The 21,995-nt window shown below is 74.3% G+C and carries 21 protein-coding genes and 2 pseudogenes; 10 read left to right on the top strand and 13 right to left on the bottom strand.

Features of this window, described 5'->3' with window-relative positions; all coding sequences use genetic code 11:
* Positions 1-133 precede the first annotated feature (133 nt).
* Both JKP75_RS22570 and JKP75_RS22565 read right to left on the bottom strand, forming a co-directional pair.
* Positions 134-592, bottom strand: a complete 459-nt coding sequence (locus JKP75_RS22570; RefSeq protein ID WP_309229594.1) for an LLM class flavin-dependent oxidoreductase — start codon at positions 590-592, stop codon at positions 134-136.
* On the bottom strand, positions 589-1,065 hold the full coding sequence (locus JKP75_RS22565; RefSeq protein WP_309229593.1) for an LLM class flavin-dependent oxidoreductase: 477 nt from the start codon (positions 1,063-1,065) through the stop codon (positions 589-591). Before JKP75_RS22565 ends, JKP75_RS22570 begins: the two co-directional genes overlap by 4 nt.
* Positions 1,066-1,172: 107 nt before the next feature.
* On the opposite strand from JKP75_RS22565, the gene JKP75_RS06920 reads away from it, so the two are divergent.
* From JKP75_RS06920 to JKP75_RS06910, 3 genes are all read left to right on the top strand, one after another.
* Positions 1,173-2,330, top strand: coding sequence for a hypothetical protein (locus JKP75_RS06920; protein WP_200492885.1), 1,158 nt, complete (start codon positions 1,173-1,175; stop codon positions 2,328-2,330).
* A gap of 82 nt (positions 2,331-2,412) precedes the next feature.
* On the top strand, positions 2,413-3,387 hold the full coding sequence (gene lipA / locus JKP75_RS06915; protein ID WP_200492038.1) for a lipoyl synthase: 975 nt from the start codon (positions 2,413-2,415) through the stop codon (positions 3,385-3,387).
* A 25-nt stretch (positions 3,388-3,412) separates the two neighbouring features.
* On the top strand, positions 3,413-4,174 hold the full coding sequence (locus tag JKP75_RS06910) for a DUF4191 domain-containing protein (protein ID WP_200492039.1): 762 nt from the start codon (positions 3,413-3,415) through the stop codon (positions 4,172-4,174).
* A gap of 83 nt (positions 4,175-4,257) precedes the next feature.
* On the opposite strand, the gene JKP75_RS06905 is transcribed toward JKP75_RS06910, so the two are convergent.
* From JKP75_RS06905 to glnT, 3 genes are read right to left on the bottom strand one after another with little or no spacing between them, the layout of a single operon-like run.
* Positions 4,258-4,794, bottom strand: a complete 537-nt coding sequence (locus JKP75_RS06905) for a GNAT family N-acetyltransferase (protein WP_200492040.1) — start codon at positions 4,792-4,794, stop codon at positions 4,258-4,260.
* A 50-nt stretch (positions 4,795-4,844) separates the two neighbouring features.
* Positions 4,845-5,837 carry an alpha/beta fold hydrolase gene (locus JKP75_RS06900; protein WP_200492041.1) on the bottom strand — a complete coding sequence of 331 codons (993 nt, stop codon included), beginning with the start codon at positions 5,835-5,837 and terminating at the stop codon, positions 4,845-4,847.
* Positions 5,837-7,216: a type III glutamate--ammonia ligase gene (gene glnT / locus JKP75_RS06895; RefSeq protein WP_200492042.1), complete on the bottom strand. Its 1,380-nt coding sequence runs from the start codon at positions 7,214-7,216 to the stop codon at positions 5,837-5,839. Before glnT ends, JKP75_RS06900 begins: the two co-directional genes overlap by 1 nt.
* Positions 7,217-7,314: 98 nt before the next feature.
* On the opposite strand from glnT, the pseudogene JKP75_RS24420 reads away from it, so the two are divergent.
* The 3 genes and pseudogenes from JKP75_RS24420 to JKP75_RS06885 all read left to right on the top strand — a co-directional run.
* Positions 7,315-7,554: pseudogene (locus JKP75_RS24420) on the top strand (helix-turn-helix domain-containing protein); the annotation flags it as partial.
* 79 nt (positions 7,555-7,633) lie between these two features.
* Positions 7,634-8,050, top strand: coding sequence for a hypothetical protein (locus JKP75_RS20775; protein ID WP_242472819.1), 417 nt, complete (start codon positions 7,634-7,636; stop codon positions 8,048-8,050).
* Between the two features lie 105 nt (positions 8,051-8,155).
* Positions 8,156-9,499, top strand: coding sequence for an ammonium transporter (locus tag JKP75_RS06885; RefSeq protein WP_200492044.1), 1,344 nt, complete (start codon positions 8,156-8,158; stop codon positions 9,497-9,499).
* A gap of 30 nt (positions 9,500-9,529) precedes the next feature.
* Here JKP75_RS06885 and JKP75_RS06880 read toward each other — a convergent pair whose 3' ends face one another.
* Positions 9,530-9,955 (bottom strand): RDD family protein, encoded by a 426-nt coding sequence (locus tag JKP75_RS06880; RefSeq protein WP_200492045.1) that lies wholly within the window; start codon positions 9,953-9,955, stop codon positions 9,530-9,532.
* A gap of 162 nt (positions 9,956-10,117) precedes the next feature.
* Between JKP75_RS06880 and glnA the strand changes: the two genes are divergently transcribed.
* Both glnA and JKP75_RS06870 read left to right on the top strand, forming a co-directional pair.
* Positions 10,118-11,551: a type I glutamate--ammonia ligase gene (gene glnA, locus JKP75_RS06875; protein WP_200492883.1), complete on the top strand. Its 1,434-nt coding sequence runs from the start codon at positions 10,118-10,120 to the stop codon at positions 11,549-11,551.
* A gap of 416 nt (positions 11,552-11,967) precedes the next feature.
* A complete protein-coding gene (locus JKP75_RS06870) occupies positions 11,968-13,152 on the top strand; it encodes a hypothetical protein (RefSeq protein WP_200492882.1) in 1,185 nt (394 codons plus the stop codon).
* Between the two features lie 91 nt (positions 13,153-13,243).
* On the opposite strand, the gene JKP75_RS06865 is transcribed toward JKP75_RS06870, so the two are convergent.
* From JKP75_RS06865 to JKP75_RS22555, 3 genes are all read right to left on the bottom strand, one after another.
* Positions 13,244-13,573: a hypothetical protein gene (locus tag JKP75_RS06865; RefSeq protein WP_200492048.1), complete on the bottom strand. Its 330-nt coding sequence runs from the start codon at positions 13,571-13,573 to the stop codon at positions 13,244-13,246.
* Between the two features lie 126 nt (positions 13,574-13,699).
* Positions 13,700-15,082 carry a glutamine amidotransferase gene (locus tag JKP75_RS22560; protein WP_309229592.1) on the bottom strand — a complete coding sequence of 461 codons (1,383 nt, stop codon included), beginning with the start codon at positions 15,080-15,082 and terminating at the stop codon, positions 13,700-13,702.
* 31 nt (positions 15,083-15,113) lie between these two features.
* Positions 15,114-15,299 (bottom strand): SDR family NAD(P)-dependent oxidoreductase, encoded by a 186-nt coding sequence (locus JKP75_RS22555; protein WP_255523240.1) that lies wholly within the window; start codon positions 15,297-15,299, stop codon positions 15,114-15,116.
* A 63-nt stretch (positions 15,300-15,362) separates the two neighbouring features.
* On the opposite strand from JKP75_RS22555, the pseudogene JKP75_RS23725 reads away from it, so the two are divergent.
* Positions 15,363-16,091: pseudogene (locus JKP75_RS23725) on the top strand (iron-containing redox enzyme family protein); the annotation flags it as partial.
* A gap of 109 nt (positions 16,092-16,200) precedes the next feature.
* Positions 16,201-16,389 (top strand): hypothetical protein, encoded by a 189-nt coding sequence (locus JKP75_RS20760; RefSeq protein WP_375539235.1) that lies wholly within the window; start codon positions 16,201-16,203, stop codon positions 16,387-16,389.
* Between the two features lie 36 nt (positions 16,390-16,425).
* On the opposite strand, the gene JKP75_RS06845 is transcribed toward JKP75_RS20760, so the two are convergent.
* The 4 genes from JKP75_RS06845 to JKP75_RS06830 form a co-directional block, all read right to left on the bottom strand.
* On the bottom strand, positions 16,426-16,740 hold the full coding sequence (locus JKP75_RS06845) for a CDGSH iron-sulfur domain-containing protein (protein WP_200492051.1): 315 nt from the start codon (positions 16,738-16,740) through the stop codon (positions 16,426-16,428).
* A gap of 71 nt (positions 16,741-16,811) precedes the next feature.
* Positions 16,812-17,570, bottom strand: coding sequence for an aquaporin (locus tag JKP75_RS06840; RefSeq protein ID WP_309229591.1), 759 nt, complete (start codon positions 17,568-17,570; stop codon positions 16,812-16,814).
* A gap of 95 nt (positions 17,571-17,665) precedes the next feature.
* The gene (locus JKP75_RS06835) at positions 17,666-18,064 is read right to left on the bottom strand and encodes a hypothetical protein (protein ID WP_200492881.1); all 399 of its coding nucleotides are present in this window, start codon (positions 18,062-18,064) and stop codon (positions 17,666-17,668) included.
* A 491-nt stretch (positions 18,065-18,555) separates the two neighbouring features.
* The gene (locus JKP75_RS06830) at positions 18,556-21,990 is read right to left on the bottom strand and encodes an alpha-(1->3)-arabinofuranosyltransferase family protein (RefSeq protein ID WP_200492880.1); all 3,435 of its coding nucleotides are present in this window, start codon (positions 21,988-21,990) and stop codon (positions 18,556-18,558) included.
* Between the last annotated feature and the right edge of the window lie 5 nt (positions 21,991-21,995).

The raw sequence follows: 21,995 nt of genomic DNA, 5'->3' as shown, positions 1-21,995 counted from the left end.
AAAAGCCCCTCACGCAGGAGGGGCCGCCGTGCTGTCCGCTGTCGTCAGATCAGCACGGCAGGGGAAGCAGGAGCCCGCCGGTCACGGCGCCGATGCTACCGCGCGGCCCCTGCCTCGAAGCGGAGCGCCGGACTCAGAGCTGCGGCGCGACCTCCGAGGCCACCAGGTCCAAGTGGTCGAGGTCGGCCAGGTCGAGCACCTGCAGGTAGACCCGCTGGGCGCCCGCCTCGGCGTAGCGGCCCAGGACGTCGACCGCCTCGGCGGGTGTCCCGGCCACGCCGTGGGCCCGCAGCTCGTCGACCTCGCGCCCGATCGCGGCCGCCCGGCGGGCGATCTCCGCCTCGTCCTTCCCCACGCACAGCACGAGGGCCGAGCTGCACACCAGGGACGACGGGTCGCGGCCGGCCTCGTCGCAGGCCTCCCGCACGCCGCCGAACAGCCGCGCGTTGTCCTCGGCCGACATGAACGGCACGTTGAACTCGGCGGCGTAGCGCGCGGCCAGCCGGGGCGTGCGCTTCTTCCCGCCGCCGCCGACGAGGATCGGGATGCCGCCGTCCTGCACCGGCTTGGGCAGCGCCGGCGAGCCGCTCACCCGGTAGTGCTGACCTTTTTGGTGAAGTCGAACGTCTCCCCCGGCGGGGTGCCCCACAGCCCGCTGATGATCGCCAGCTGCTCCTCGAACCGGTCGAACCGCTCGCCCAGCGACGGGAACGGGATGCCGTAGGCGGTGTGCTCGCGCTCGAACCAGCCCGCGCCGATGCCCAGCTCCACGCGGCCACCGCTCATCTGGTCGACCTGCGCCACGGAGATCGCCAGCGGCCCGGGCAGCCGGAAGGTGCCCGCCGTCATGAGCGTGCCGAGCCGGATGCGGCTGGTCTCGCGGGCCAGCCCGGCGAGGGTCAGCCACGCATCGGTCGGACCGGGGAGCCCGTCCCCACCCATGGTCAGGTAGTGGTCGGACCGGAAGAAGGCGTCGAAACCGGTCTCCTCGGTGCGCCGCGCCACGGCGAGCAGGTCGTCGTAGGTGGCGCCCATCTGCGGTTCGGTGAAGATGCGGAGCTGCACGGTGCGACGCTAGCCACACCCGCCGTGCTCCGCGCCCCCACCTCGCCGCTGGGGGTGTGCGCAGCGGCCCGACCGGGCAGGATGATCGCCAAGCGATCAACTCGGAGGTGCAGCTCGTGTTCCGCAAGAAGACGCGCGGTCAGGTCATCGGCGCCGAACTGCAGGAGGGCTTCACCCACCTCGGTGTGGCGGCCACCCAGGCAGGCCGGCTCGCCGCAGAGCAGGTGAGCCCCCGGGTGGCGGCTGCCCGCGAGGCCGCCGCACCCGCATACGAGGCGGCCCGCGAGGCCGTCGTCCCCAAGGTGGCGGCCGCGGTCGCCGCCGCCGCCCCGGCCGTGGCCACCGCCCGTGACACCCTCGCGCCCAGGGTCGAGGCCGCCCGCACCGCGCTGGCCCCGCGGCTCGACGCCGCCCAGGCGGCCGCCGCGAAGGCCGCCGCCGACCTCGCACCCCGGGTGGAGGCGGCCCGCGAGGCCGCCGCGCCCCGGGTCGCCTCGGCGGTGAGCGCCGCCCAGGTCGCCGCGGCCAGGGCCGCCGCCGACCTCGCCCCCCGCGTCGAGGCGGCGCAGAAGACGCTCAAGGACGACGTCGTCCCGCGGCTCGAGGCCGCCCAGGTCGCCGCACTCGCCTACGCCACCCCCAAGGTGGCCGCGGCCCGCGGTGCGGTGGCCCCGGCTCTGGAGAGCGCCCGCGAGACGCTGGTCGCCGGCGTGGACAGCGCGCGCAGCGAGCTCGACGCACGCCGGGCCGAGCTCGCCGCCGCGGCGGAGTCCTCCGGCCGCAAGGCGCGCAAGGTCGCGAAGAAGGCCCGCAAGAACGCCGGACGCAAGCACCGCGAGTTCGAGAAGGCCGCGCTCGCCACCGCGAAGACGGTCAAGCGGAAGGCCGGCGTCGAGCCCGAGCCGCGCCGCCGCTGGACCTGGGTGTTCGGCGCGCTCCTGCTGGGTACCGCGGCCTTCGTCGCCCTCCGCCGCAGGAAGGACGACGACTGGACCCCCGCGCCCGCCGGCGACGGCCCGGTTCCCAGCTACCGAGAGGACCCCGTGCCCAGCTCCGAGAACTCCGGCAAGACCGTCTCCACCGCCGACCAGTCCGGCGACGCCTCCCCGAACGAGTCCGACATGGGCGTCCGGGACGCGCAGCTCGTGGACGGCGACGGCCCCGACGACGAGACCGTCAACGGCACCGACGCGCCGCAGCCCTTCACCAGCGGCGGCAACGCCGACGAGGGCCCGACCGCCGGTCCGCAGGGCAACCCCGTCTGACCTGCCCGTCCGTGCTCCACGTCGCAGCCCCCGTCGCCTCCGCGACGGGGGCTGCGGCCTTTCCCGGCGTACGGTGGGGATCATGAGCGAGACGGCGCCCCCGGTCCCCGCCCAGGACTCCACCACCGCGCCGGCCGGCCGCAAGCTGCTGCGGCTCGAGGTCCGCAACAGCCAGGTGCCGATCGAGCGCAAGCCCGAGTGGATCAAGACCCGGCTGAAGACCGGCCCGGAATACACCGAGCTGAAGTCGCTGGTCCGCCGCGAGGGCCTGCACACGGTGTGCGAGGAGGCGGGCTGCCCCAACATCTACGAGTGCTGGGAGGACCGCGAGGCCACCTTCCTCATCGGTGGCGACCAGTGCACCCGGCGTTGCGACTTCTGCCAGATCGACACGGGCAAGCCCGCGGACTTCGACGCCGACGAGCCCCGCCGGGTCGCCGAGAGCGTCGCCACCATGGGCCTGAGGTACGCCACGGTCACCGGCGTCGCCCGCGACGACCTGCCCGACGGCGGCGCGTGGCTGTACGCCGAGACCGTCCGCCAGATCCACGCCCAGCTCCCCGGCTGCGGCGTCGAGCTGCTCATCCCCGACTTCAACGCCGACCCGGCGCAGCTGGCCGAGGTCTTCTCCTCCCGCCCCGAGGTGCTCGCGCACAACGTCGAGACGGTGCCGCGGATCTTCAAGCGCATCCGCCCGGGCTTCCGCTTCGAGCGGTCGCTCGCCGTCATCACCGCGGCCCGCGAGGCCGGCCTGGTGACCAAGTCCAACCTCATCCTCGGCATGGGCGAGGAGCCCGAGGAGGTCGTGGAGACGATGCAGGCGCTGCACGACGCCGGGTGCGACCTGCTCACGATCACCCAGTACCTCCGCCCGTCGCCGCGGCACCACCCCGTCGTCCGCTGGGTCAAGCCCGACGAGTTCGTGCAGTTGCAGGCCGACGCCGAGGCGATCGGCTTCCCGGGCGTGCTCGCCGGCCCGCTGGTGCGCAGCTCGTACCGCGCCGGGCGGCTCTACCAGCAGGCCGTGGCCGCCCGCGGGCTCGCTCCCCAGGTCTGATCTCCCCGGCCCCTATCCTGGGGGCATGGCACGCAGCAAGCCCTCGTCCGGTTCGACCGCCGCCACGGCGCCGAAGCTGGACAAGAAGGGCAACCCCAAGGTCGGCCGGCTGAAGAAGCTCGGCACGAACGCCCGCATGATCAAGCAGGCGTACTCGATGACCGCGAAGAACGACCCGAAGCTGCCGTGGATCCTGCTCATCACCTTCGTGGCGGTCGGCGCCGTCATCGAGCTGATCGGCATCCTGATCGGCCTGCCGTTGGTCTTCATCCCGCTGGCCGTGCTCTTCGGCCTGCTCGCCGCGCTCATCGTCTTCGGCCGGCGCGCGCAGGGGTCGGCGTACCGCCAGGTGGAGGGCCAGCCCGGCGCTGCCGCCTGGGTGCTCGAGGGCCTGCGCGGTGACTGGCGGGTGACCTCCGGCGTCGCCGGGACCACGCAGCTGGACGCCGTCCACCGCGTGCTGGGCCGGCCCGGGGTGATCCTGGTCGCCGAGGGCTCCCCCGCCCGCGTGCGCAACCTGCTCGCGCAGGAGAAGAAGAAGGTCGCGCGCCTCGTCGGCGACACCCCGATCTACGACATCCTCGTCGGCGACGGGGAGGGTCAGGTGCCGCTGCCGAAGCTCAGCGCCCACGTCATGAAGCTGCCGCGCAACCTCAGCGCCGGCGAGCTCAACACCCTCGGCCGCCGGCTGAGCGCGCTCGGCGGCCCGAAGATGCCCGTGCCCGGCGGTCCGCTGCCCGGCGGCCGGCAGATGTCGATCAGCCAGCGCCAGGTGCGCCGCCGCTGATCCATTCGCTCCCGCAGGAGGCCCCGTCCGGTTCCGGACGGGGCCTCCTGCGTGTTCGGGGCCCCGCGTTCAGGGCCCCGCGTTCAGAGCCGGTCGAAGGGGGCCGCGTAGCGGAAGGCACCCCCGACCGTCGCCGAACCACCGAGCAGCCGGGCCTGGAAGTAGCCGCCCCACGCCGGCTCCGGCGCGGTGACGCCGAACTCCGCGGCCGGCCGGAAGCCGAACCGGCGGTAGTAGGCCGGCTCGCCCAGCAGCGCGACCAGCTGTTCCCCCGCGGCCTCCGCGACGGCGAGCAGGGCGTGCACCAGCACGGTGCCGACACCGCGCCCCTGCATCCCCGGCAGCACCCCGAGCGGGCCGAGCCCGAGAGCCGGCGCGTCGCCGGGGTCCAGGTGCCCACGGGTGGCGATCACGTGCCCGACGACGACGCCGTCCACCTCGGCGACGAGCGAGAGCGCGGGCAGGAAGCCGGTGTCGAGGCGGAGCTCGTCGACCAGCCCCGGCTCGACGACGTCGGCCGGGGCGCGGTCCGCCCCCGTGGCCGGGTCCCGGGCGAAGGCGGCGCGGTGCACCGCGCGGACGGCGTCGGCGTCGGCGGGCAGCTCGCGGCGGACGATCACGCCCGGCAGTCTGCGGCCGGCCGCACCGCCGGTCCACCGCATTCCCGAGGTCAGCCGGCGAGCAGGTCCCGCACCGCCCGGGCGATCTCCGCGGTCTCCGCCGCCCGGACGCCCGGGCGACCGGCCACGTGCCCCAGGTCCGAGCGCAGCGGCCGCAGTTCCGCCCCCGGTACGAGCGATGCCTCCACCTCCGCGTCGGCGAGGGTGAAGTACGCGTCGGTGGTCGACGGCAGCACGATCGTGCGCGCCCGCACCGAGCGCAGCGCGGCGTCGTACCCGCCGGGCCGGTCCCGGCCGACGTCCCCGCTGAGCCAGGTGGCCATCATCGCCAGCAGGTCGTTGGCGTCCATGGCGGCGTGGTCGTCGGCCCAGCCGTCCAGGACCGACTGCACGGTCGGGTAGCCCAGCTCCCGGTGGGTGCCCGCGGCGAAGAACTCCCGCGAGTAGGCCCAGCCGGCGTACACCCGGCCGAACGCCGCCAGCCCGGCCCGCGGGGGTGCGGCGTACCGCCCGCCGCGGAACTCGGGGTCGGCCAGCAGCGCCGCCCGCACCCCCTCGAGGAAGACCGCGTTGTGCGGGGAGCAGCGGGCTGCGCCGCAGATCGGGAGCAGCGCGTCGACGTCGTCCGGGTGCGTGACCGCCCACTCGTAGGCCTGCATCGCCCCCATCGACCACCCGACGACCAGCCGCAGCCGGCCGACCCCGAGCGCGTCGAGGAGCAGCCGCTGGGCCCGCACCTGGTCGCGCACCGTCACCAGCGGGAAGTCCGGCCCCGCCACCTCCGGCGGGGCGTTCGACGGCGAGGTCGAGACGCCGTTGCCGAGCATGTCCACCGCGACGACGAACAGCTCGTCGGTGTCCAGCACCCCGCCCGGGCCGATCCAGGGCGCGTAGCTGGCCGAGGTGCCGGTGTAGTAGCTGGGCACCAGGACGGCGTTGCCGCCGTCCGGCGCCAGCGTGCCGTGGGTGGTGTAGCCGAGCCGGGCCGGCAGGTCCGCGCCGGACTCCAGCGCGAACCTGCCGAGGTCGAACGACGCGGCCATCAGAAGAACTTCAGGTAGCGCTCCGTCTCCCAGGCGGAGATGTGCGACTGGTAGGACTCCCACTCGCCACGCTTGTAATCGATGAACGAGTCGTAGAGCGCCGGGCCGAACACCTCGCGGGACAGCGCGTCGGCCTCGAAGGCGTCGATCGCGCCGGAGAGGTCGCGGGGCAGCAGGTCGATGCCCAGCTCGGCGATCTGGGCGTCGGTGTACTCGTACATGTTCTCGCGGTGCGGCGCGCCCGGGTCCAGGTGCTCCCGGACCCCCTCGAGCCCGGCGGCGAGGATCATCGCCGCGCCCAGGTAGGGGTTGCAGGAGATGTCGGCGGCGCGGCACTCGACCCGGCCGCCGGCCAGCGGGATGCGCACCATGTTCGTGCGGTTGTTGTCGCCGTAGCTGACGAACACCGGTGCCCAGGTGGAGCCGGACATCGAGCCCTTGCGGACCAGCCGCTTGTAGCTGTTGACCGTCGGCGCGATGACCGCGCTGATGGCCTTGGCGTGCCGCAGGATCCCGGCGATGAACGCGTAGCCGAGCTCGGTGACCCCGGCGCCCTTGGGGTCCTCGCCCTCCGCGAACAGGTTGACGCCGGTGGTGACGTCGGCCAGCGACATGTTGAAGTGCGCGCCGGACCCGGTCCGGTCGGCGAACGGCTTGGCCATGAACGAGGCGAAGTAGCCGTGCTTGCGGGCGATCTCGCCGGCCATCATGCGGAAGAAGCTGACCCGGTCGGCGGAGGTGAGCGCGTCGGCGTAGCCGAAGTCGATCTCGAACTGGCCGCGGGCGTCCTCGTGGTCGAAGGAGTAGACGCCCCAGCCCAGCTCGTCCATCGCCTCGACCAGCTCGGTGAGCCAGCCGAAGTTGTCCAGCGTCGTCGTCAGGTCGTAGCAGGGCTTGGCCGCAGTGTCCCGGTCGGAGACCTCCTCGGGGCCGTCCGCGCCGTCCTTGAGGACGAAGAACTCGGTCTCGATGCCGAGGTTGAAGGTGAACCCGAGCTCGGCGGCGGCGGCGATCTGGCGCTGCAGGATCCAGCGGGCCCCGGCCTCGAACGGCTCGCCCCCGGTGTAGAGGGTGGACGGGAAGTAGGCGACGTCGCGCTTCCACGGCAGCTGGAAGCCGCGCGCCAGGTCCGGGTGCGCCGAGACCTCCTCGTCGTTGATGTGCTGCGGGACGCCGTCCAGCGCCGCGCCGGTGAACAGCTCGGAGCCCGCCGCCATGTTCCCGAGGTGGGCCAGCGGCACGACCTTGCCCTTGAGCCGGCCGTGCAGGTCGCTGAAGCCGGCCAGGGCGTACCGGACGCCGGCGGCCTCCAGCCGGGCGCGGACCGCCTCGACGTCCTGCGCGTCGCGCTGCGTGCTGGTGCCGGTGGTGATGGTCATGGTTCCTCCTGGCGGGGCTTTCGATGTCATGTCGAAAGGTGCCGTCCGCGCATTCCGATGCCGCATCGAAACGGTGTCGGTCGTGTTAACTTCCGCCCATGGCCGACTCCCCGACCTCTCCCCCGCGCTCCGGCACCCCGGAACGCCCCCGCACCCTCGGGCGCCCGCGGCGCACCGGCGTCGCCCCCGCCGGCGACCCGCGGCAGGAGATCCTCGAGTCCGCGGCACGGCTGTTCGCCGACCGCGGCTACGCGGCGACGACCATGTCGGAGATCGCCCGGTCGGTCGGGCTGGGCCAGTCGTCGGTCTACTACTGGTTCCGCTCCAAGGAGGACCTGCTGCTGGCGCTGACCGGCGCCAACCGCGAGTCGCTGGAGGTGGCCCGCCGGCTGGCCCGCGGCCGCCACTCCCCCGCCGGTGCACCTGTACGCCGTCCTGCACGCCGACGTGCTGCAGATGTGCCGCGGCGCGCTGGACTTCTACGACCTCGAGCGGGCCGCGCACGCGCAGCCGGACTCGTTCGCCGAGATCCTGGCCGACTACGGGCAGCTGCGCGCCGAGCTCGAGCGGATCGTCGCGGCCGGGATGACATCCGGCGACTTCCTCGCGGGCGACCCGCGCGCCGCGGTGACGGCCTGCCTCGCGCAGACCGAGGGGGTGCAGCACCGGTTCCGGACGCCGACGCCGGACGACGCCGGCCGAGGTGCGGTGCTCCCCGACCCCGCGGCCGCGGCGCAGCTCGCCGCGCGGACCGCGGTGCGCGCGCTGCTCGCCGATCCGGCCCGCTCGGCCGAGGTCGAGCGGGCGGCCCTGGCGGCGGGGGACGAACCGTAACCTGCGCGACACGAATTCGATAACGCATCGGAACGACGCCTCCGCAGACTTCCGATAGCGCATCGAAGGTGTCGGTGCGCCCCGGCCGTCCCCCTGGAGGCGCACATGGATCCGACCACGACCGGCAACACGGCATGGCTGCTGACCGCGATCATCGCGGTCGTCCTCATGCTGCCCGGCCTCGTCCTCTTCTACGGCGGGATGGTCTCCCGCCGGACGACGACGAACATGATGATGATGGTCTTCGGCGCCTTCGCCCTGACCGCGTTCACCTGGGTCGCCGTCGGCTACTCCGCCGTCTTCGGCGACTCCCTCGGCGGCGCCGGCCTGCTGGGCAACCCGCTGGAGTTCGCCGGCCTGGGCCAGCTGCTCTCCCCCGACGACGCCGACGGGCTGCCCCCGCTGGGGCTGGCCGCCATCCACCTGAGCTTCGCCGGGCTGACCATCGGCATCATCGCCGGCGCGGCGGCCGACCGGATGAAGTTCGGCGCCTGGATGGTGTTCGCCGGCCTCTGGGTCGTGCTCTGCTACCTGCCCGTCGCGCACTGGACCTTCGCGTTCGACGCCGAGGACGGCAGCACCACCGGCGGCTGGCTGGCCAACGTGCTCGGCGCCGTCGACTACGCCGGCTCCACGCCCATCCACGTCAACTCCGGCATCGCGGCGCTGGCCCTGGCGATCGTGCTCGGCAAGCGCCGGACGTGGCCGGTGCAGCCCAAGGCGCACAACCTGCCCTTCGTCGTCGTCGGCGTCGGGCTGCTGCTCACCGGCTGGCTGGGCTTCGACGGCTCGGCGCTCGGCGCCGCGGACAACGACGCCGCCGTCGCCATCTTCAACACCCTCGCCGCCGCCTGCGCCGGCGCCTGCGCCTGGCTGGTCGTCGAGAAGGTCCGCGACGGGCACGCCACCACGCTGGGCGCCTGCTCCGGCGCGATCGCCGCGCTGGTCGCGATCACCCCGTCGTGCGGCACGGTCTCCCCGGTCGGGGCGATGGCCATCGGCGTGGCCGCCGGCGTCGTCTGCTACTTCGCCGTCCTGCTCAAGCACCGCTTCGGCTACGACGACGCCCTCGACGTCGTCGCGCTGCACCTGGTCGGCGGCATCGTCGGCGCGCTGGCCATCGGCCTCATCGCGCACCCCGACGCCCCCACCGGCGTGGCCGGCCTCCTCTACGGCGGCGGCGCCGGGCTCCTCGGCAAGCAGGCCCTCGCGCTGCTGGCCACCTGCGCGTGGACGTTCACGCTGACCTTCCTGCTGGCCAAGGTCCTCGACCGGACCGTGGGCATCCGGGTCACCCCGGAGCAGGAGCGCCAGGGCCTGGACACCGCGCTGCACGCGGAGAGCGCCTACGAGAACCCCTCGGCGCTGGCGCACCAGCCGCGTGGGCACGCCGAGCAGGAGCACCACCTCCACCTCGGGGCGGAGCTGGAGCCGGCGCAGCAGCCCTGACGCGGGGCCGCCGTCGTCCGCGGCCGGGTGCTACGCCCGGTCGCGGACGACGGCCGTGCCGGTGAGCCGGTCGTGCAGGCCGCGGCCGTCGGCGTCGACGAGCAGGGCAGGCACCAGCAGCACGAGCAGCGCGGTGCGGACGACGGCGCGCCACAGGTCGAGCCGCTGCCCGGGCCGCGGGTGGGCCAGCCGCAGGCCGAGCAGCCGCATGCCGGGGGTCTGGCCCGCGACCACGAGGAACACGACGGTGAGCGCCGCGAACGACACCAGGCTCCAGTTGCCGGGCAGCTCGGGAGCGGTGAACAGCCCCGCCACCAGGGCCGCGGCCAGCGAGTCGATCAGGAAGGCGCCGATCCGCGTGCTGAACGCCGCCAGCGAGCCGGCGCCGTCGGCCGGGAGCCCCAGGGAGGCGCCCCGCCGTCGCTCCTGAGAAGGTGGCTGCACGTCCCTGCCCATGACTGCCAGCCTAGAACCTGGCTCGAAGCACCCCTGGAACGCGCCGGACGGGAGCCCGACACGCCGGGCCGCGTTGTTACCGCCCCGAAACACTCGGGACACGGCGGGGCAACTCCGCCCTCGTAGCTTCTCGTTCGGCCGTCCACAAACCCGGAGGGATCGATGTTCAACAGTCCCGACGAGGTCGCCAGCTACATCCGCGACAACGACGTCGAGTTCGTCGACGTGCGCTTCTGCGACCTGCCCGGCGTCATGCAGCACTTCACCATCCCGGCGTCGACCTTCGGTGAGGACACGTTCTCCGACGGTCTGGGCTTCGACGGGTCGTCGATCCGCGGGTTCCAGGCGATCAACGAGTCGGACATGCTGCTGCTGCCCGACGCCAACAGCGCCTTCGTGGACCCGTTCCGCAAGCACAAGACGCTGAACGTCAACTTCTTCATCCACGACCCGATCACGCGCGAGGCCTACAGCCGCGACCCGCGCAACGTCGCGAAGAAGGCCGAGGCGTACCTCGCCTCCAGCGGCATCGCCGACACCGCCTACTTCGGGCCCGAGGCCGAGTTCTACGTCTTCGACTCGGTCCGGTACGACACCTCGATCAACGAGGGCTACTACCACATCGAGTCCGAGGAGGGCTCCTGGCGCTCGGGTGCGGCCACCGAGCTCGACGGCAGCCCGAACCGCGGCTACAAGGCCCGCCCCAAGGGCGGCTACTTCCCGGTCGAGCCCTACGACCAGCAGAGCGATCTGCGCTCGGACATGATGGTCAACCTGACCAAGGCGGGCCTCCAGCTCGAGCGCGGCCACCACGAGGTGGGCACCGGCGGGCAGGCCGAGATCAACTACAAGTTCGACACCCTGCTGCGCTCGGCCGACAGCCTGATGCTGTTCAAGTACATCATCAAGAACACCGCCTGGGCCGCCGGCAAGACCGCGACCTTCATGCCCAAGCCGCTGTTCGGCGACAACGGCTCGGGCATGCACTGCCACCAGAGCCTCTGGAAGGACGGGCAGCCGCTCTTCCACGCCGAGACCGGCTACGCGGGTCTGTCCGACATGGCCCGCCACTACATCGGCGGCCTGCTCGCGCACGCCCCGTCGCTGCTGGCCTTCACCAACCCGACGGTCAACAGCTACCACCGCCTGGTGCCGGGCTACGAGGCCCCGATCAACCTGGTCTACTCGGCCCGCAACCGCTCGGCGTGCCTGCGCATCCCGATCTCCGGTGACAGCCCGAAGGCCAAGCGCATCGAGTTCCGCGTGCCCGACCCGTCGGCCAACCCCTACCTCGCCTTCTCGGCGATGCTGATGGCCGGCCTCGACGGCGTGAAGAACAAGATCGAGCCGCCGGCGCCGGTCGACAAGGACCTCTACGAGCTGCCGCCCGAGGAGGCCCTGGGCATCGAGAAGGTCCCCGCGTCGCTGGACGCCGCGCTGGACAACCTCGAGGCCGACCACGAGTACCTGATCGACGGCGGGGTCTTCACGCCCGACCTGATCGAGACGTGGATCGACTACAAGCGGGCCAACGAGATCGACCCGATCCGCCTGCGCCCGCACCCGCACGAGTTCGCGATGTACTACGACATCTGAGTCGCCTGGCATCTGCGTCCCGTCGCACGCCGCGGCCCCCGTCCTGCCCGCCAGGACGGGGGCCCGCGGTGCGCCCAGGCTCTGCCGCGGCTCCCGATCGTGCAGTTGCCGGGGTCATCCCGCTGTCGAGGCCCCGACAAGTGCACGCTCGCCCAGTGGTTGCGCGAAGGCCCGGACGTGCCCATCGACCCCGGGGCGACTGATGCGGATGGGGCCAGTCCCGTTTCGCAAGCGGCTCTCAGGTGAACCCGTCGGTCGGCACTGCCGAACCTAGGCGCATGCGAACACTGAGCAAGCGCGTGGCGGCTTCGCCGAACTCCGTCGGGCGGCCTCGCGGCGTCCGACGCCTGTCGCTCGGATCGAGCGCTGCGCTGTCCGTCCACAGTGGTCGCGCAGCCGCGGCAGTGGTCCTGGCCGTGACCCTGACCGCCTGCGGCGGTTCCAGCTCCGACGGCGGTACGACCACGGAATCAGGAGCCGCCGGACAGGAGTCCAGCCCCGGCGACGTCCTGACGGCGGGGCAGCTGTCGACCGTGCTCCTCAGCCCGGCCGACCTCCCCGAGGGGTACGTGCTCAGCTCCTCCACCGATGACGAGGAGGAGGACGACACCGACTTCGGCACGTCCGAGTGCGCCGCCGCGCTCGAGGCCGGCATCGGCGACGACGACGACAGCGACGTCGTCGCCGAGGTGGAGCGGAGCTTCGACGCCGGCGAGGAGGCCATCTCCTCCCTGAGCCAGTCCGTGAGCTCGAACGAGGACGAGGACGCCCTTGCCGACGCGCTCGACGAGCTCAAGGGCATCATCGACGACTGCGACGAGCTGACGTTCTCCGCCGACGGGGTCCCGGTGACGCTCTCGATCAGCACGCTGGACGTGCCCGAGCACGGTGACGACACCCTGGGCATCCGCATGAGGGGGCAGGTCTCGGCGTTCCCGATCGAGTTCGCCCTCGGCTTCAACCGTCTGGGCCACAACATGCACAGCGTCTTCGTCGGCGGCCTCGGGGAGGCCGACGTCCCGGCGCTCCGCGCGGCGATGGACGCCGGCTTCGAGAAGCTCGAGAAGGCGCACCTGGTCGCGAAGGACGCGCCGGTCGCCTCGGAGACCCCCGCCGACTCGCCGTCGAGCTCGCTCAACACGGGTGGCCCGGGCGCCTACAGCGGGACGACGGAGGACGGTGTCGAGATCGCGCTGGCTCTGCCGGCGCCGGCCACTGCTCCGCTCGCGAGCGACGTAGCGGCCTATCTCCAGGCCGTCGGCGGGCCCTTTGCCGACGTCACGCTCGTCCAGGTGGAGCTGACGAACAACAGCACCGAGGAGACCTACCTCGGAGGCGTGACGGTGGTCGGGAAGGACGGGACGCAGGTCGAGCTCGAGGACCTCGTCGGGCTGCTCAACGAGACCGACGACGTCGACCCCGACGCGTACAGCGCGACCGGTGGTGACCTGAACATGCAGTTGAGCGATGCCCAGCTCGGCGACCTGAAGCCCCGCGCGAAGGGGTCGCAGCTGTTCGCGCTGCGGAGCATGGCCCCGGAGGACGTGGTCGACGTGTACGTCAGCGCGAGCTACACCGACGTCCAGCTGGCTCTGGACTAGCCCGCCCCGCCCGATCGGGGCACGCGGTTCGTGCACGAACCGCGGTCATCCCGCCGTCCGGACGACGGTTCGTGCACGAACCATCGGCGGCTCAGAGGAGGTCGAGCGCCCACTCGACCACGTTCCAGGCGCCCACGACGACGAGCAGCAGGACCGCCGTCAACGCTCCGAAGCAGCCGGCGGCCTCCGCCCGGTCTCGCCAGGGTGACTGCTCGATCGGCGCCGGGGGCTGCGGCGACGGCAGCGGACGACGGAACCACTCCGCCGCGTGCTCCTGGGTGCAGAAGTCGGCTACCCAGTAGCGGAGTTCGCCATCCTCCTCGCGGGACACCTCCACGCGGAGCTCAGTCGCGGCCCAGTCCTCGGCGTCGAGAGCGCCCCCGCAGAGATCGCAGGTCAGGACGTCGTCGGTCTCGGGCATGAGGAGGCACCCTAGACCGGGACCGATCCGATCTCGCGCCGATTTCGCAGGGCCGCCGGACCGGCCGCGGTGTGTGCACGAACCGCGGTCATCCCGGCGCCCGGACGACGGTGAGTGCACGAACCGTCAGGCGTAGCGGTCGGCGAAGGCGGCGAGGATGCGGGCCGGCTCGGTGACGACGGCAGGGGTGACGCGGGCGACGAGCTCCTCGAGCTCGGACGGCGGGAAGTAGCCGGCGTCGCGGTAGACGTGGATGCGGGTGACCAGCCCCGCGACGTCGAGCTCCGGGTGGAACTGGGTGGCGTAGACGTTGCGCCCGACGCGGAACATCTGCACCGGGCAGCCAGCGGAGCCGGCCAGCAGCGTCGCGGACGGCGGCAGCACGCGGCACGCCTCCTTGTGCCCGACGAAGGCGTCGAACGACGCGGGCATGCCGGCGAGCAGCGGATCGGCGCGGCCGGCGCCGGTGAGCTGCACCCGCACGGCGGAGATCGGCTCCCCGTAGGTGCGGTCGACGACGCCGCCCTGGTGGACGCCGAGGGTCCCGATGCCGTAGCAGGCGCCGAGGAACGGGACGTCCCGGGCGACGACGTCGTCCAGCAGCCGGGCCAGGTCGCGCTCCACCCGGCGCTGGACGTCGCTCTTCGCCGGCTCCGGGTCGCTGGCGTTGAACGGGCTGCCGCCGAGCAGGAGGCCGGCGTACCCGTCCAGGTCGAGCTCGGGCAGCGGCCCGGCCTCGACGCGGATGCGGTGCAGCCGGTGCTCGGCCAGACCGGTCGCGCGCAGGAAGCCCGCGTACTCGTCGTCGGCGGCGTCGTCCTCGGGCCGGGTGGAGAGCAGGAGGAAGGGCCGCACGCCCGGATCGTAGGTGGGGCGGCTCAGCCGGTGCGCCGCTCGACCGCGGACCGGGCGGCGGCGCGGATGCGGCCCGCCTGCCGGGAGAGCACCGCGTCGAGCACCCGGTTGACCGGCGTCACCTCGCCCAGCCGGGCGGCGCCGGCCCACCGCGGCACCGAGATCGTGCGCGACCGCGGCGCGGTGGAGGCAGTCCGCGATCCGGTCCGCCACCCGCCCGGGCGCGATGCCACGGGACAGCCGGCCCTCGGCGTCGGTGTCGGAGACCGGCGCGTGCCCGTGGCCGCGGGCGAGCCACTCGGTCTCGACGAAGAACGGGTTCACCGTGTGCACCCGCACACCGCGGGCGGTCACCTCGCGGCGCAGCCCCTTCACGAACCCCGCGAGCCCGGCCTTCGTCGCCGAGTAGACGGTCAGCGGAGGCACCTGCGCCCAGGCGGCGACCGAGGAGACCGCGACGACGTCGGCCCTCCCCCGCTCGCGCGCGGCGGCGAGCAGGTGCGGCAACGCCAGCCGGGTCAGCTCGACGGCGCCGGTGAGGTTGAGCGCGACGATGCCTTCGACCACCTCCCCCGGCATCTCCTCGACCAGCCCGGCCCAGCCCAGCCCCGCGTTGAGGACGACGCCGTCGAGCCGGCCGTGCTCGGAGAGCACCGCCTCGACCAGTCGGACCCGGTCGGCGGCGTCAGGCCACGTCTGCGGTCACGGAGGTCACGCCGGGCAGGGCACCGACGGCGTCCGCGAGCCGGTCGCCGTCCCGGGCGCAGGTCACCACCCGCGCACCACCGAGGACCAGCCGCTCCACGGTGGCGCGGCCGATGCCGGCGCTCCCTCCGGTGACGACGACGACGCGCGCGCTGAGCTCAGGCATGGCGGGGTCCTACCCACGGGGGACATCACATGCAGCAAGGCTTCGATCGCGCTGGTCCTGGGCATGGTCGACCTCATGCACCTGCCTGCTGCCCGCGGTCCCCTCAGCGAGTCCCTCGTCCGCGACCTGGCCTCCGGCTCCGCGCTCTCCGCCGGGACCGTGACGGCCGCCGACCGGCTGGCCGACGACCCGGCCGGCGCGTTCGCCGACGAGGACCTGCAGCTGTCGCTGGCGGTCTGCTACGAGCTGCACTACCGCGGTTTCGACGAGGTCGACGACGCGTGGGAGTGGGATCCGCAGCTGTTGGGGCTCCGTGCCGGGCTGGAGCGCCGGCACCTGGCCGCGCTGCGGCACCTGGTCGGGCCGGTGCCGGTCACCGACGAGCCGATCGACGTGCAGCTGACCCGGGCCATCACCGAGGACGACGGCCCGTCGCTGTCGAGGTTCATGGCCCGCGAGGGCAGCCTCGAGCAGTGGCGGGAGTACCTGGTGCTGCGGTCGGTCTACCACCTCAAGGAGGCCGACCCGCACACGTTCGCCGTGCCGCGGCTCTCCGGCCGGACGAAGGCCGCGATGGTCGAGATCCAGGCCGACGAGTACGGCGGCGGATCGGCCGCCCGCATGCACAGCGAGCTGTTCGCCGGCCTGATGCGCGACCTCGACCTGGACGCCGGCTACGGCGCGCTGTGGGAGGACGCACCCGCCGTCGCCTTCGCCAACGTCAACACGATGTCGCTGTTCGGCCTGCACCGGCGGTGGCGCGGCGCGGCGCTCGGTCACCTGGCCACGGTCGAGATGACCTCGTCGGAGCCCAGCCCGCCGCTACGCCGCGGGGCTGCGCCGGCTGGGCTACGGCCCGTCGACGTCGGTCTTCTACGACGAGCACGTCGAGGCCGACGCGGTGCACGAGCAGATCGCCTCGGTGGACATGTGCGGGTCCTTCGTCGCGGAGAACCCCGCCCTCACCGAGGACGTGCTGTTCGGGGCGCGCTGCTCCCTGGCGATGGACGGCGTCGCCGCCCGTCACCTGCTCGGCGCGTGGGAGGCGGGCCGGTCGGCCCTCCGCCGCGAGCCCTCGCTGGCCGCCTGAGCCGGCCGGGCCGCCCGGTCAGGCCGGGACGTCCGGTCAGGCCGGGACGTCCGGCTCCGCCCGGAGCTGGGCGGCGGGGCGGGGTCGGCTCGGTGCGCTGGGCGCGGAGAAGCCGGCCCGCTTGTGCGTGCCGTCGCAGAACGGCTTGATCCCGGACTTGCCGCACCGGCACAGCGCGATCGTGCGGCGCCCCGGGTCGATCTCCCCGCCGTCCTGGTCGAGCAGCCGGAAGTCGCCGCGCACGATCAGCGGCCCGTCGCGGTAGGGAGTGATCGTCGCGCCCTCGGCGTCGTCGGCGCCCGGTTCGACGTCGTCGGGCAGGTCGGACTCGGCGGACTGGGGGCTCGGCACTCCCCCACTCTGCCCCGCCCCCGCGGCGGTCACACGCCCGGGCGGGCGGCGCGACCCGCACGGGGGACGGCTCAGCTCCGCCGGCCGGTCTGCTCCTCGGGCAGCTGGACGCCGGTCTCGTCGGTACCGGCCTCGGCCTGGGCGGGGGTGAGCGTCGGGGGCGCCAGGAAGCGGACGGCGCCGACGGCGATCACCGCGCCGACCAGCGGGGCGACGATGAACAGCCAGACGTGGGCCAGCGGGTCGCCGCCGGCGAACAGCGCCGGGCCGAGCGACCGCGCCGGGTTGACCGAGGTGCCGTCCAGCGGGATGCCGATCAGGTGCACGGCGGCGAGGGTGAGGCCGATGGCCAGCCCGGCGAAGCCCGGCGCCGCGGCCTTGCCGGTCACCAGCAGGACCACCGCGACGAGCACGAAGGTCAGCAGCACCTCGAGCAGGAACGCCCCGCCGCCGCTGATGGTGGCGCCCCAGTCGTTGGCGCCGAGCACGCCGGTCTGGTCGGTGACCTCGCCGAAGTCGCTGGTGAGCAGCTGGAGCAGCGCGGCGCCGGCGATGCCGCCGGCGAACTGGACGACCCAGTAGGCCCCGGCCTCGGCCGCGGTCATCCCGCCGGACAGCAGCACGCCGAGGGTGACCGCCGGGTTGATGTGGCAGCCGGAGACCGGCCCGATCGCATAGGCGAGCGCGAGCAGGGTGAGGCCGAAGGCCAGCGCCACGCCGAGGGCGCCGATGCTGTCGATGCCGCCCACCGCCGCACCGACGGCGAGGAACACGAGCAGGGCGGTGCCGAGGAACTCGGCGACCAGCGAACGGGGAAGCGTCGGTGGCACGGCGGGACCTCCGGGGTCGGCCTCTGCGGGCGCGCCCAGGATGGCCCCGCGGAGCCCACGAGGACAGGAGTTGCTGCCCGGTTCCGGCAGGTTTCTCAGGTCCTCGATCTGGCGGGGAGGAGCCGCGCCACCCGGCGCCGCGCGACCGCCCCGAGCCGGCCCACCCGGCGCAGCGCTCCCGCCCCGAGCCGGCCCACCCGGCGTACCGCCGTCCCGACCCGGCCCTGCCCCAGCCGCCGCAGTCCGCGGACCGGGAGCACGCCCGCCGCCGCGGCGGCCAGCGCCGTGATCGCCAGCACCTGCCGGGCCGTTCCGGTGCCGTCGGGCACGACCAGGAGCAGGAGGCCGGCGGTGAGGAGTGCGCCCGCGGCCACGGCGCCGAGGACGGCGGCCGCGCGCGCCCCGGCTCTCCGGCCCACCGCCCAGAGGAGGGCGAGCAGGACGACGCCGACCGCGCCCCCGACCAGCGCCATCCCCAGCGCGACCAGGGCCACCAGCGTGGCACCGGTCCACGCCGTCGAGACGCTCGACCGGCGCCGTCCGCCGGCCAGGGACGACCACCGGGCGGGCCGGGAGGAGGCAGAGCAGCACGAGCAGCAGCACCGCCACGGCGCCGACGAGCAGCGCCCGGTCGTAGTCCGCGGCGGGCGCGAAGTCCAACCGGACGGTTCCGCCGGGGCCCTCCGGCAGCAGGTAGCCCTGCATCCACCCGTCGACCGTCACGGCGCGGAGCTCGGTGCCCGACAGCCGGGCCACCCAGCCCGGATTGGCGTTCTCCGGGACCACCAGCAGCTCCGGTTCGCTCCGGTCGCCGACCCGCACCTCGCGGTGCTCGGCGTCCCAGCGGGTCCGCTCGACAGCCGTCCGGCCGTCGGGCGCCGGTTCGTCCGCGCCGTCGGCCCGCGTGACCGTGACCGACTGCGCCGTGAGCAGCCGGCCGGCGCGGGCCTGGAGCCGGTGCTCCCCGTCGTCGAGGGCGACCACGTCAGGGGCGTCCCCGCAGATCCGCAGCGGGATGGGGCGGACCGCCAGCAGCGCGCCGAGCGTCGTGGTCGCGGCCGTCTGCAGCACCACCCCGTCCAGCTGCACGTCGGGCCCGGTCCCGCACGGGAACTCGACCGGCGCGTCCGCGGCCGCCGCCGGGTTGGGCCCGCCGACCTCGAGCTCGCTGACCCCGATCCCCAGCTCGACGTCCCACCGGTTGCGCGGGTCGTACGTCGTCCGGACGTCGGGCATCTCGAGGGTCACCGACACGCGGTCGGTCACCACCGGCGCGAACCGCGTGCTGCCGTCGGCGTCCAGCTCGAGGGTGCGGCGCAGGCCACCGATGTCGACGGTCACCGCCCGCGCGACCGAGACCGGGGCGCCGGGGTCGGTGACGACGCGCAGCCGGTCCACCGTGCGGGGCTCGGGGAAGGTCAGCGTCAGCGTGGGCCGGCTGCCGTCGACCCCGCCCAGCCACGTGGTCCGCGGGTCGCCGTCGACGGCGGCCCCGGGGCTGGCCCGCGGGTCCCACACCGCGCTGCCGGACTCCGCGCGTGGGCCGCCGCGCACCTGGGCGAGCAGCGCATCCAGCTCCGGCCCCAGCCGGGGCAGCCCGGTCACGGCGACCGAGTGGTCGGAGGCGCCGGCGGTCTCGAACACCCGGTCCAGGATCAGGCTCTCCTCGGCCGCGTCGGCCAGGGTGGCGGCGCACCGGGGCGCGCCCCCGGTGTCGACGACGCAGCCGGAGGTGCCCGCCGAGACGTCGAAGGCGTAGACCTGCACCGGCTCCTCGATGCCGGGGGCGACGACGGTCCGCTGGATGGTGACCCCGGGGATGGCCACCTCGGCGAGCGAGAGGCCGGCGCCGTGGGTGCCGTCCGCCTCGTCGACGACCGTGCTGATGGTCAGCGAGCGGGTCGCCCCGCCCGGCAGCGGGAGGATCTGGGCCTCCCCGGTGTCGGCCACCGGCACGGTCACCTCGCCGGCGTCCGTGGTCAGCCGCAACCGGTCGGGGCGGGCACCGTCCAGCGGCCGGCCGAGCCGGACGATGATGCCCGTGGCGGGTGAACGGCTCCGTCGTGGTCAGCCGCCACCACGACGGCGCGGAGGCACCGGCCCACGGCGCCGGCTGCCAGGCCGTGAGCAGGTTGCGGTCCAGCGCCGACCACGGCTGGGCGTCGAGCTGGGGGGCCTGGAAGCCGTCCGCGTCCGACGCCGAGCTGGAGGCGCTGATGTGCCCGTTGAAGTAGGCGACGGTGGACTCGGCGCCGCTCAGCCCGGGCACCGTGTAGTCGCGCGCCGGTGCGTCCAGCCGCAGCGGGTCCCACACGCCCAGGCCGGCCGAGGTCGCGCCGGAGATGCGGCCGAAGTTGCGTTCCCGGCGGACCCACGCGTCGCTGAGCATCACCGGGCCCGCCGGCACGTCCAGCTCCCCCGCGGTCACCGTCGGGCGGTCGGTCACCAGGCCGCGGTCCTCCAGCGCGAGCACCGCGTCGGGACCGCCGTGGACGCCGACCACCGAGGACAGCGGTGCCGTCCAGGCCGGTGGCGCCACGTCGGCCACCGCGTAGACCTGGATCGCGGGCGCCGGCTCGACCAGCCCGGCGTCGACCACGACCCCCCGGTCGGACACCTCCTCGCCCTGGACCGGCCCGAACTCGGCGACCTCGGTGATGCCCGGCGAGTTGGCCAGCGCCTGCCGGACCAGCAGGGGACGCGTCGCACCCGACGAACCGGGATCGAGGTCGTTGCGCAGCACCAGGTGGGAGAAGCCGGCGCGGGCGAGGTAGGGCGCCAGTCCGGCCGACCCCTCCCCCCGGGACAGCCTCGCCTCGACCGCGTCGAGCACCCGGATGTGCCCCGCGGGTGTCAGCGGGATCTGGTTGCGGACGTCCCACGGCGACTCCGCGAGGGCCTGGATCGGCTCGTCGGTGGCCGACCCCCACGCGTAGGTGGGGAACGAGGAGCCGGGCACCAGCAGCGCCCGGCCGCTGGGCTGCTCGGCGGCCAGGAACTCCGCCGCCTCGCGCCAGTGGTCGGGCACGTCCTCGAAGCCCGTCGGCGGGACCAGACGTCCGGCGAGAGCGGGTGACACGGTGGCCACCAGGGCCAGCACGAGCCCGGCCACGAGCGCCCGCGACGTCCACCTCGCGGCGGCCGCCGAGCGGGCGCCCAATCCCGGCCCGGCGCCCCGGCCCGGCCACCGCACCAGCACCGCCGCGAGGTGCGCCAGGCCGAGCACCAGGGGCAGCCGCAGCAGCGGGTCGAACTTGTGCACGTTCCGCAGCGGGGCCAGCGGTCCGTCCAGGGCCTCGTGCAGCCACCCCGCCGCCGCCCCGTCGACCGAGGCCAGGTGGCCCATCGACACCAGGGCCGTCCCCGCCACCACCGCCAGCACCAGCCAGCGGCGCTCGGGCAGGTCACGCCGGCACAGCGCGACCAGCCCCGCCGCGGCCAGGACCACCGTGGCCCCGGCCGGGATCGCGTCGCCCACCAGCGACCACCCCGCCGGCCAGACCGGCCCGGCCGAGGTGCGCAGCGGCGCCAGCCAGTGCGAGGTGCCACGCAGCACGCTGAGGACGTCGGTCGGCGCGGTGGTCGACGCAGCTGTCTCGATGTAGTCCAGGAAGCGCGGGCTGTACCGGCCCAGGAGCAGCAACGGCCCGACCCACCAGGCGGTCGCCAGGCCCACCGCCACGACCCACCAGGCCATCAGCCGGCGCCGCAGCGGCCCCGCCGGCCGGGTCAGGACGAACAGCGCGGCCAGCGGCAGCGCGGCGGCCGTGGCGACGGCGTTCACCCCGCCGATGCAGAACACCGCCAGGCCCGATCGCAGCGCGGCGCGCCGGGCCGAGCCGTGCAGGGCGATCCCGGCCAGCGGCACCACCACCCACGGCGCCAGCGCCATCGGCACCATCTCGACCGAGTGGGCCCCCAGCGACGTGATCATCCGGGGGGCGCAGGCGTACGCGACGCCGGCGAGCACCGCGGTCGCCGGCGTCCCGATCCTCAACCGGCGGGCCAGGACGACCACGCCCAGGTAGGCGACGCTCAGCAGCAGCGCCAGCCAGAGCCGCTGGACCAGCCAGGGCGGCAGGCCGATCAGCCGACCGGCGGCGAAGAAGGGGCCCATCGGGAAGAAGTAGCCGTAGGCCTGGTTCTGCAGCTGCCCGGCCGCGCCCTCCGGCTCCCACAGCGTCAACGCGCGGTGGAGGAAGTCGACGGGGTCCACCGCCAGGTCGAGCTTGGTGTCGCCGACCACCTGCCCCGGCTCCTGCAGCACCGCCAGGACCACGAAGCCGAGGCAGACCAGCGCCGACCGGAACCGGACGAGCAGCGCCCCCGCCCCCGGGCGCACCCGCCCGGCCCGATCCGCCGGAGGGGCGGGGACCGGCACGGCCGGTGCGGTGACCTCGTCGAGGGGGATCGTCGCCATGTCGC

Origin of the sequence: Blastococcus sp. TML/M2B (assembly GCF_016612865.1) — a bacterium.
Classification (GTDB): domain Bacteria; phylum Actinomycetota; class Actinomycetes; order Mycobacteriales; family Geodermatophilaceae; genus Blastococcus.
Note: the sequence above shows the minus strand (reverse complement) of the source record. Positions and strands in the feature narration are given on the sequence as shown.

Coding starts and splice junctions, on each gene's coding strand:
- JKP75_RS06885 (WP_200492044.1), top strand. CDS start 8,156: ATGGATCCGACCACGACCGGCAACACGGCATGGCTGCTGACCGCGATC.
- JKP75_RS06900 (WP_200492041.1), bottom strand. CDS start 5,837: ATGGCCGCGTCGTTCGACCTCGGCAGGTTCGCGCTGGAGTCCGGCGCG.
- glnT (WP_200492042.1), bottom strand. CDS start 7,216: ATGACCATCACCACCGGCACCAGCACGCAGCGCGACGCGCAGGACGTC.
- JKP75_RS06910 (WP_200492039.1), top strand. CDS start 3,413: ATGGCACGCAGCAAGCCCTCGTCCGGTTCGACCGCCGCCACGGCGCCG.
- JKP75_RS06880 (WP_200492045.1), bottom strand. CDS start 9,955: ATGGGCAGGGACGTGCAGCCACCTTCTCAGGAGCGACGGCGGGGCGCC.
- JKP75_RS22555 (WP_255523240.1), bottom strand. CDS start 15,299: ATGCCTGAGCTCAGCGCGCGCGTCGTCGTCGTCACCGGAGGGAGCGCC.
- glnA (WP_200492883.1), top strand. CDS start 10,118: ATGTTCAACAGTCCCGACGAGGTCGCCAGCTACATCCGCGACAACGAC.
- JKP75_RS06830 (WP_200492880.1), bottom strand. CDS start 21,990: ATGGCGACGATCCCCCTCGACGAGGTCACCGCACCGGCCGTGCCGGTC.
- lipA (WP_200492038.1), top strand. CDS start 2,413: ATGAGCGAGACGGCGCCCCCGGTCCCCGCCCAGGACTCCACCACCGCG.
- JKP75_RS06865 (WP_200492048.1), bottom strand. CDS start 13,573: ATGCCCGAGACCGACGACGTCCTGACCTGCGATCTCTGCGGGGGCGCT.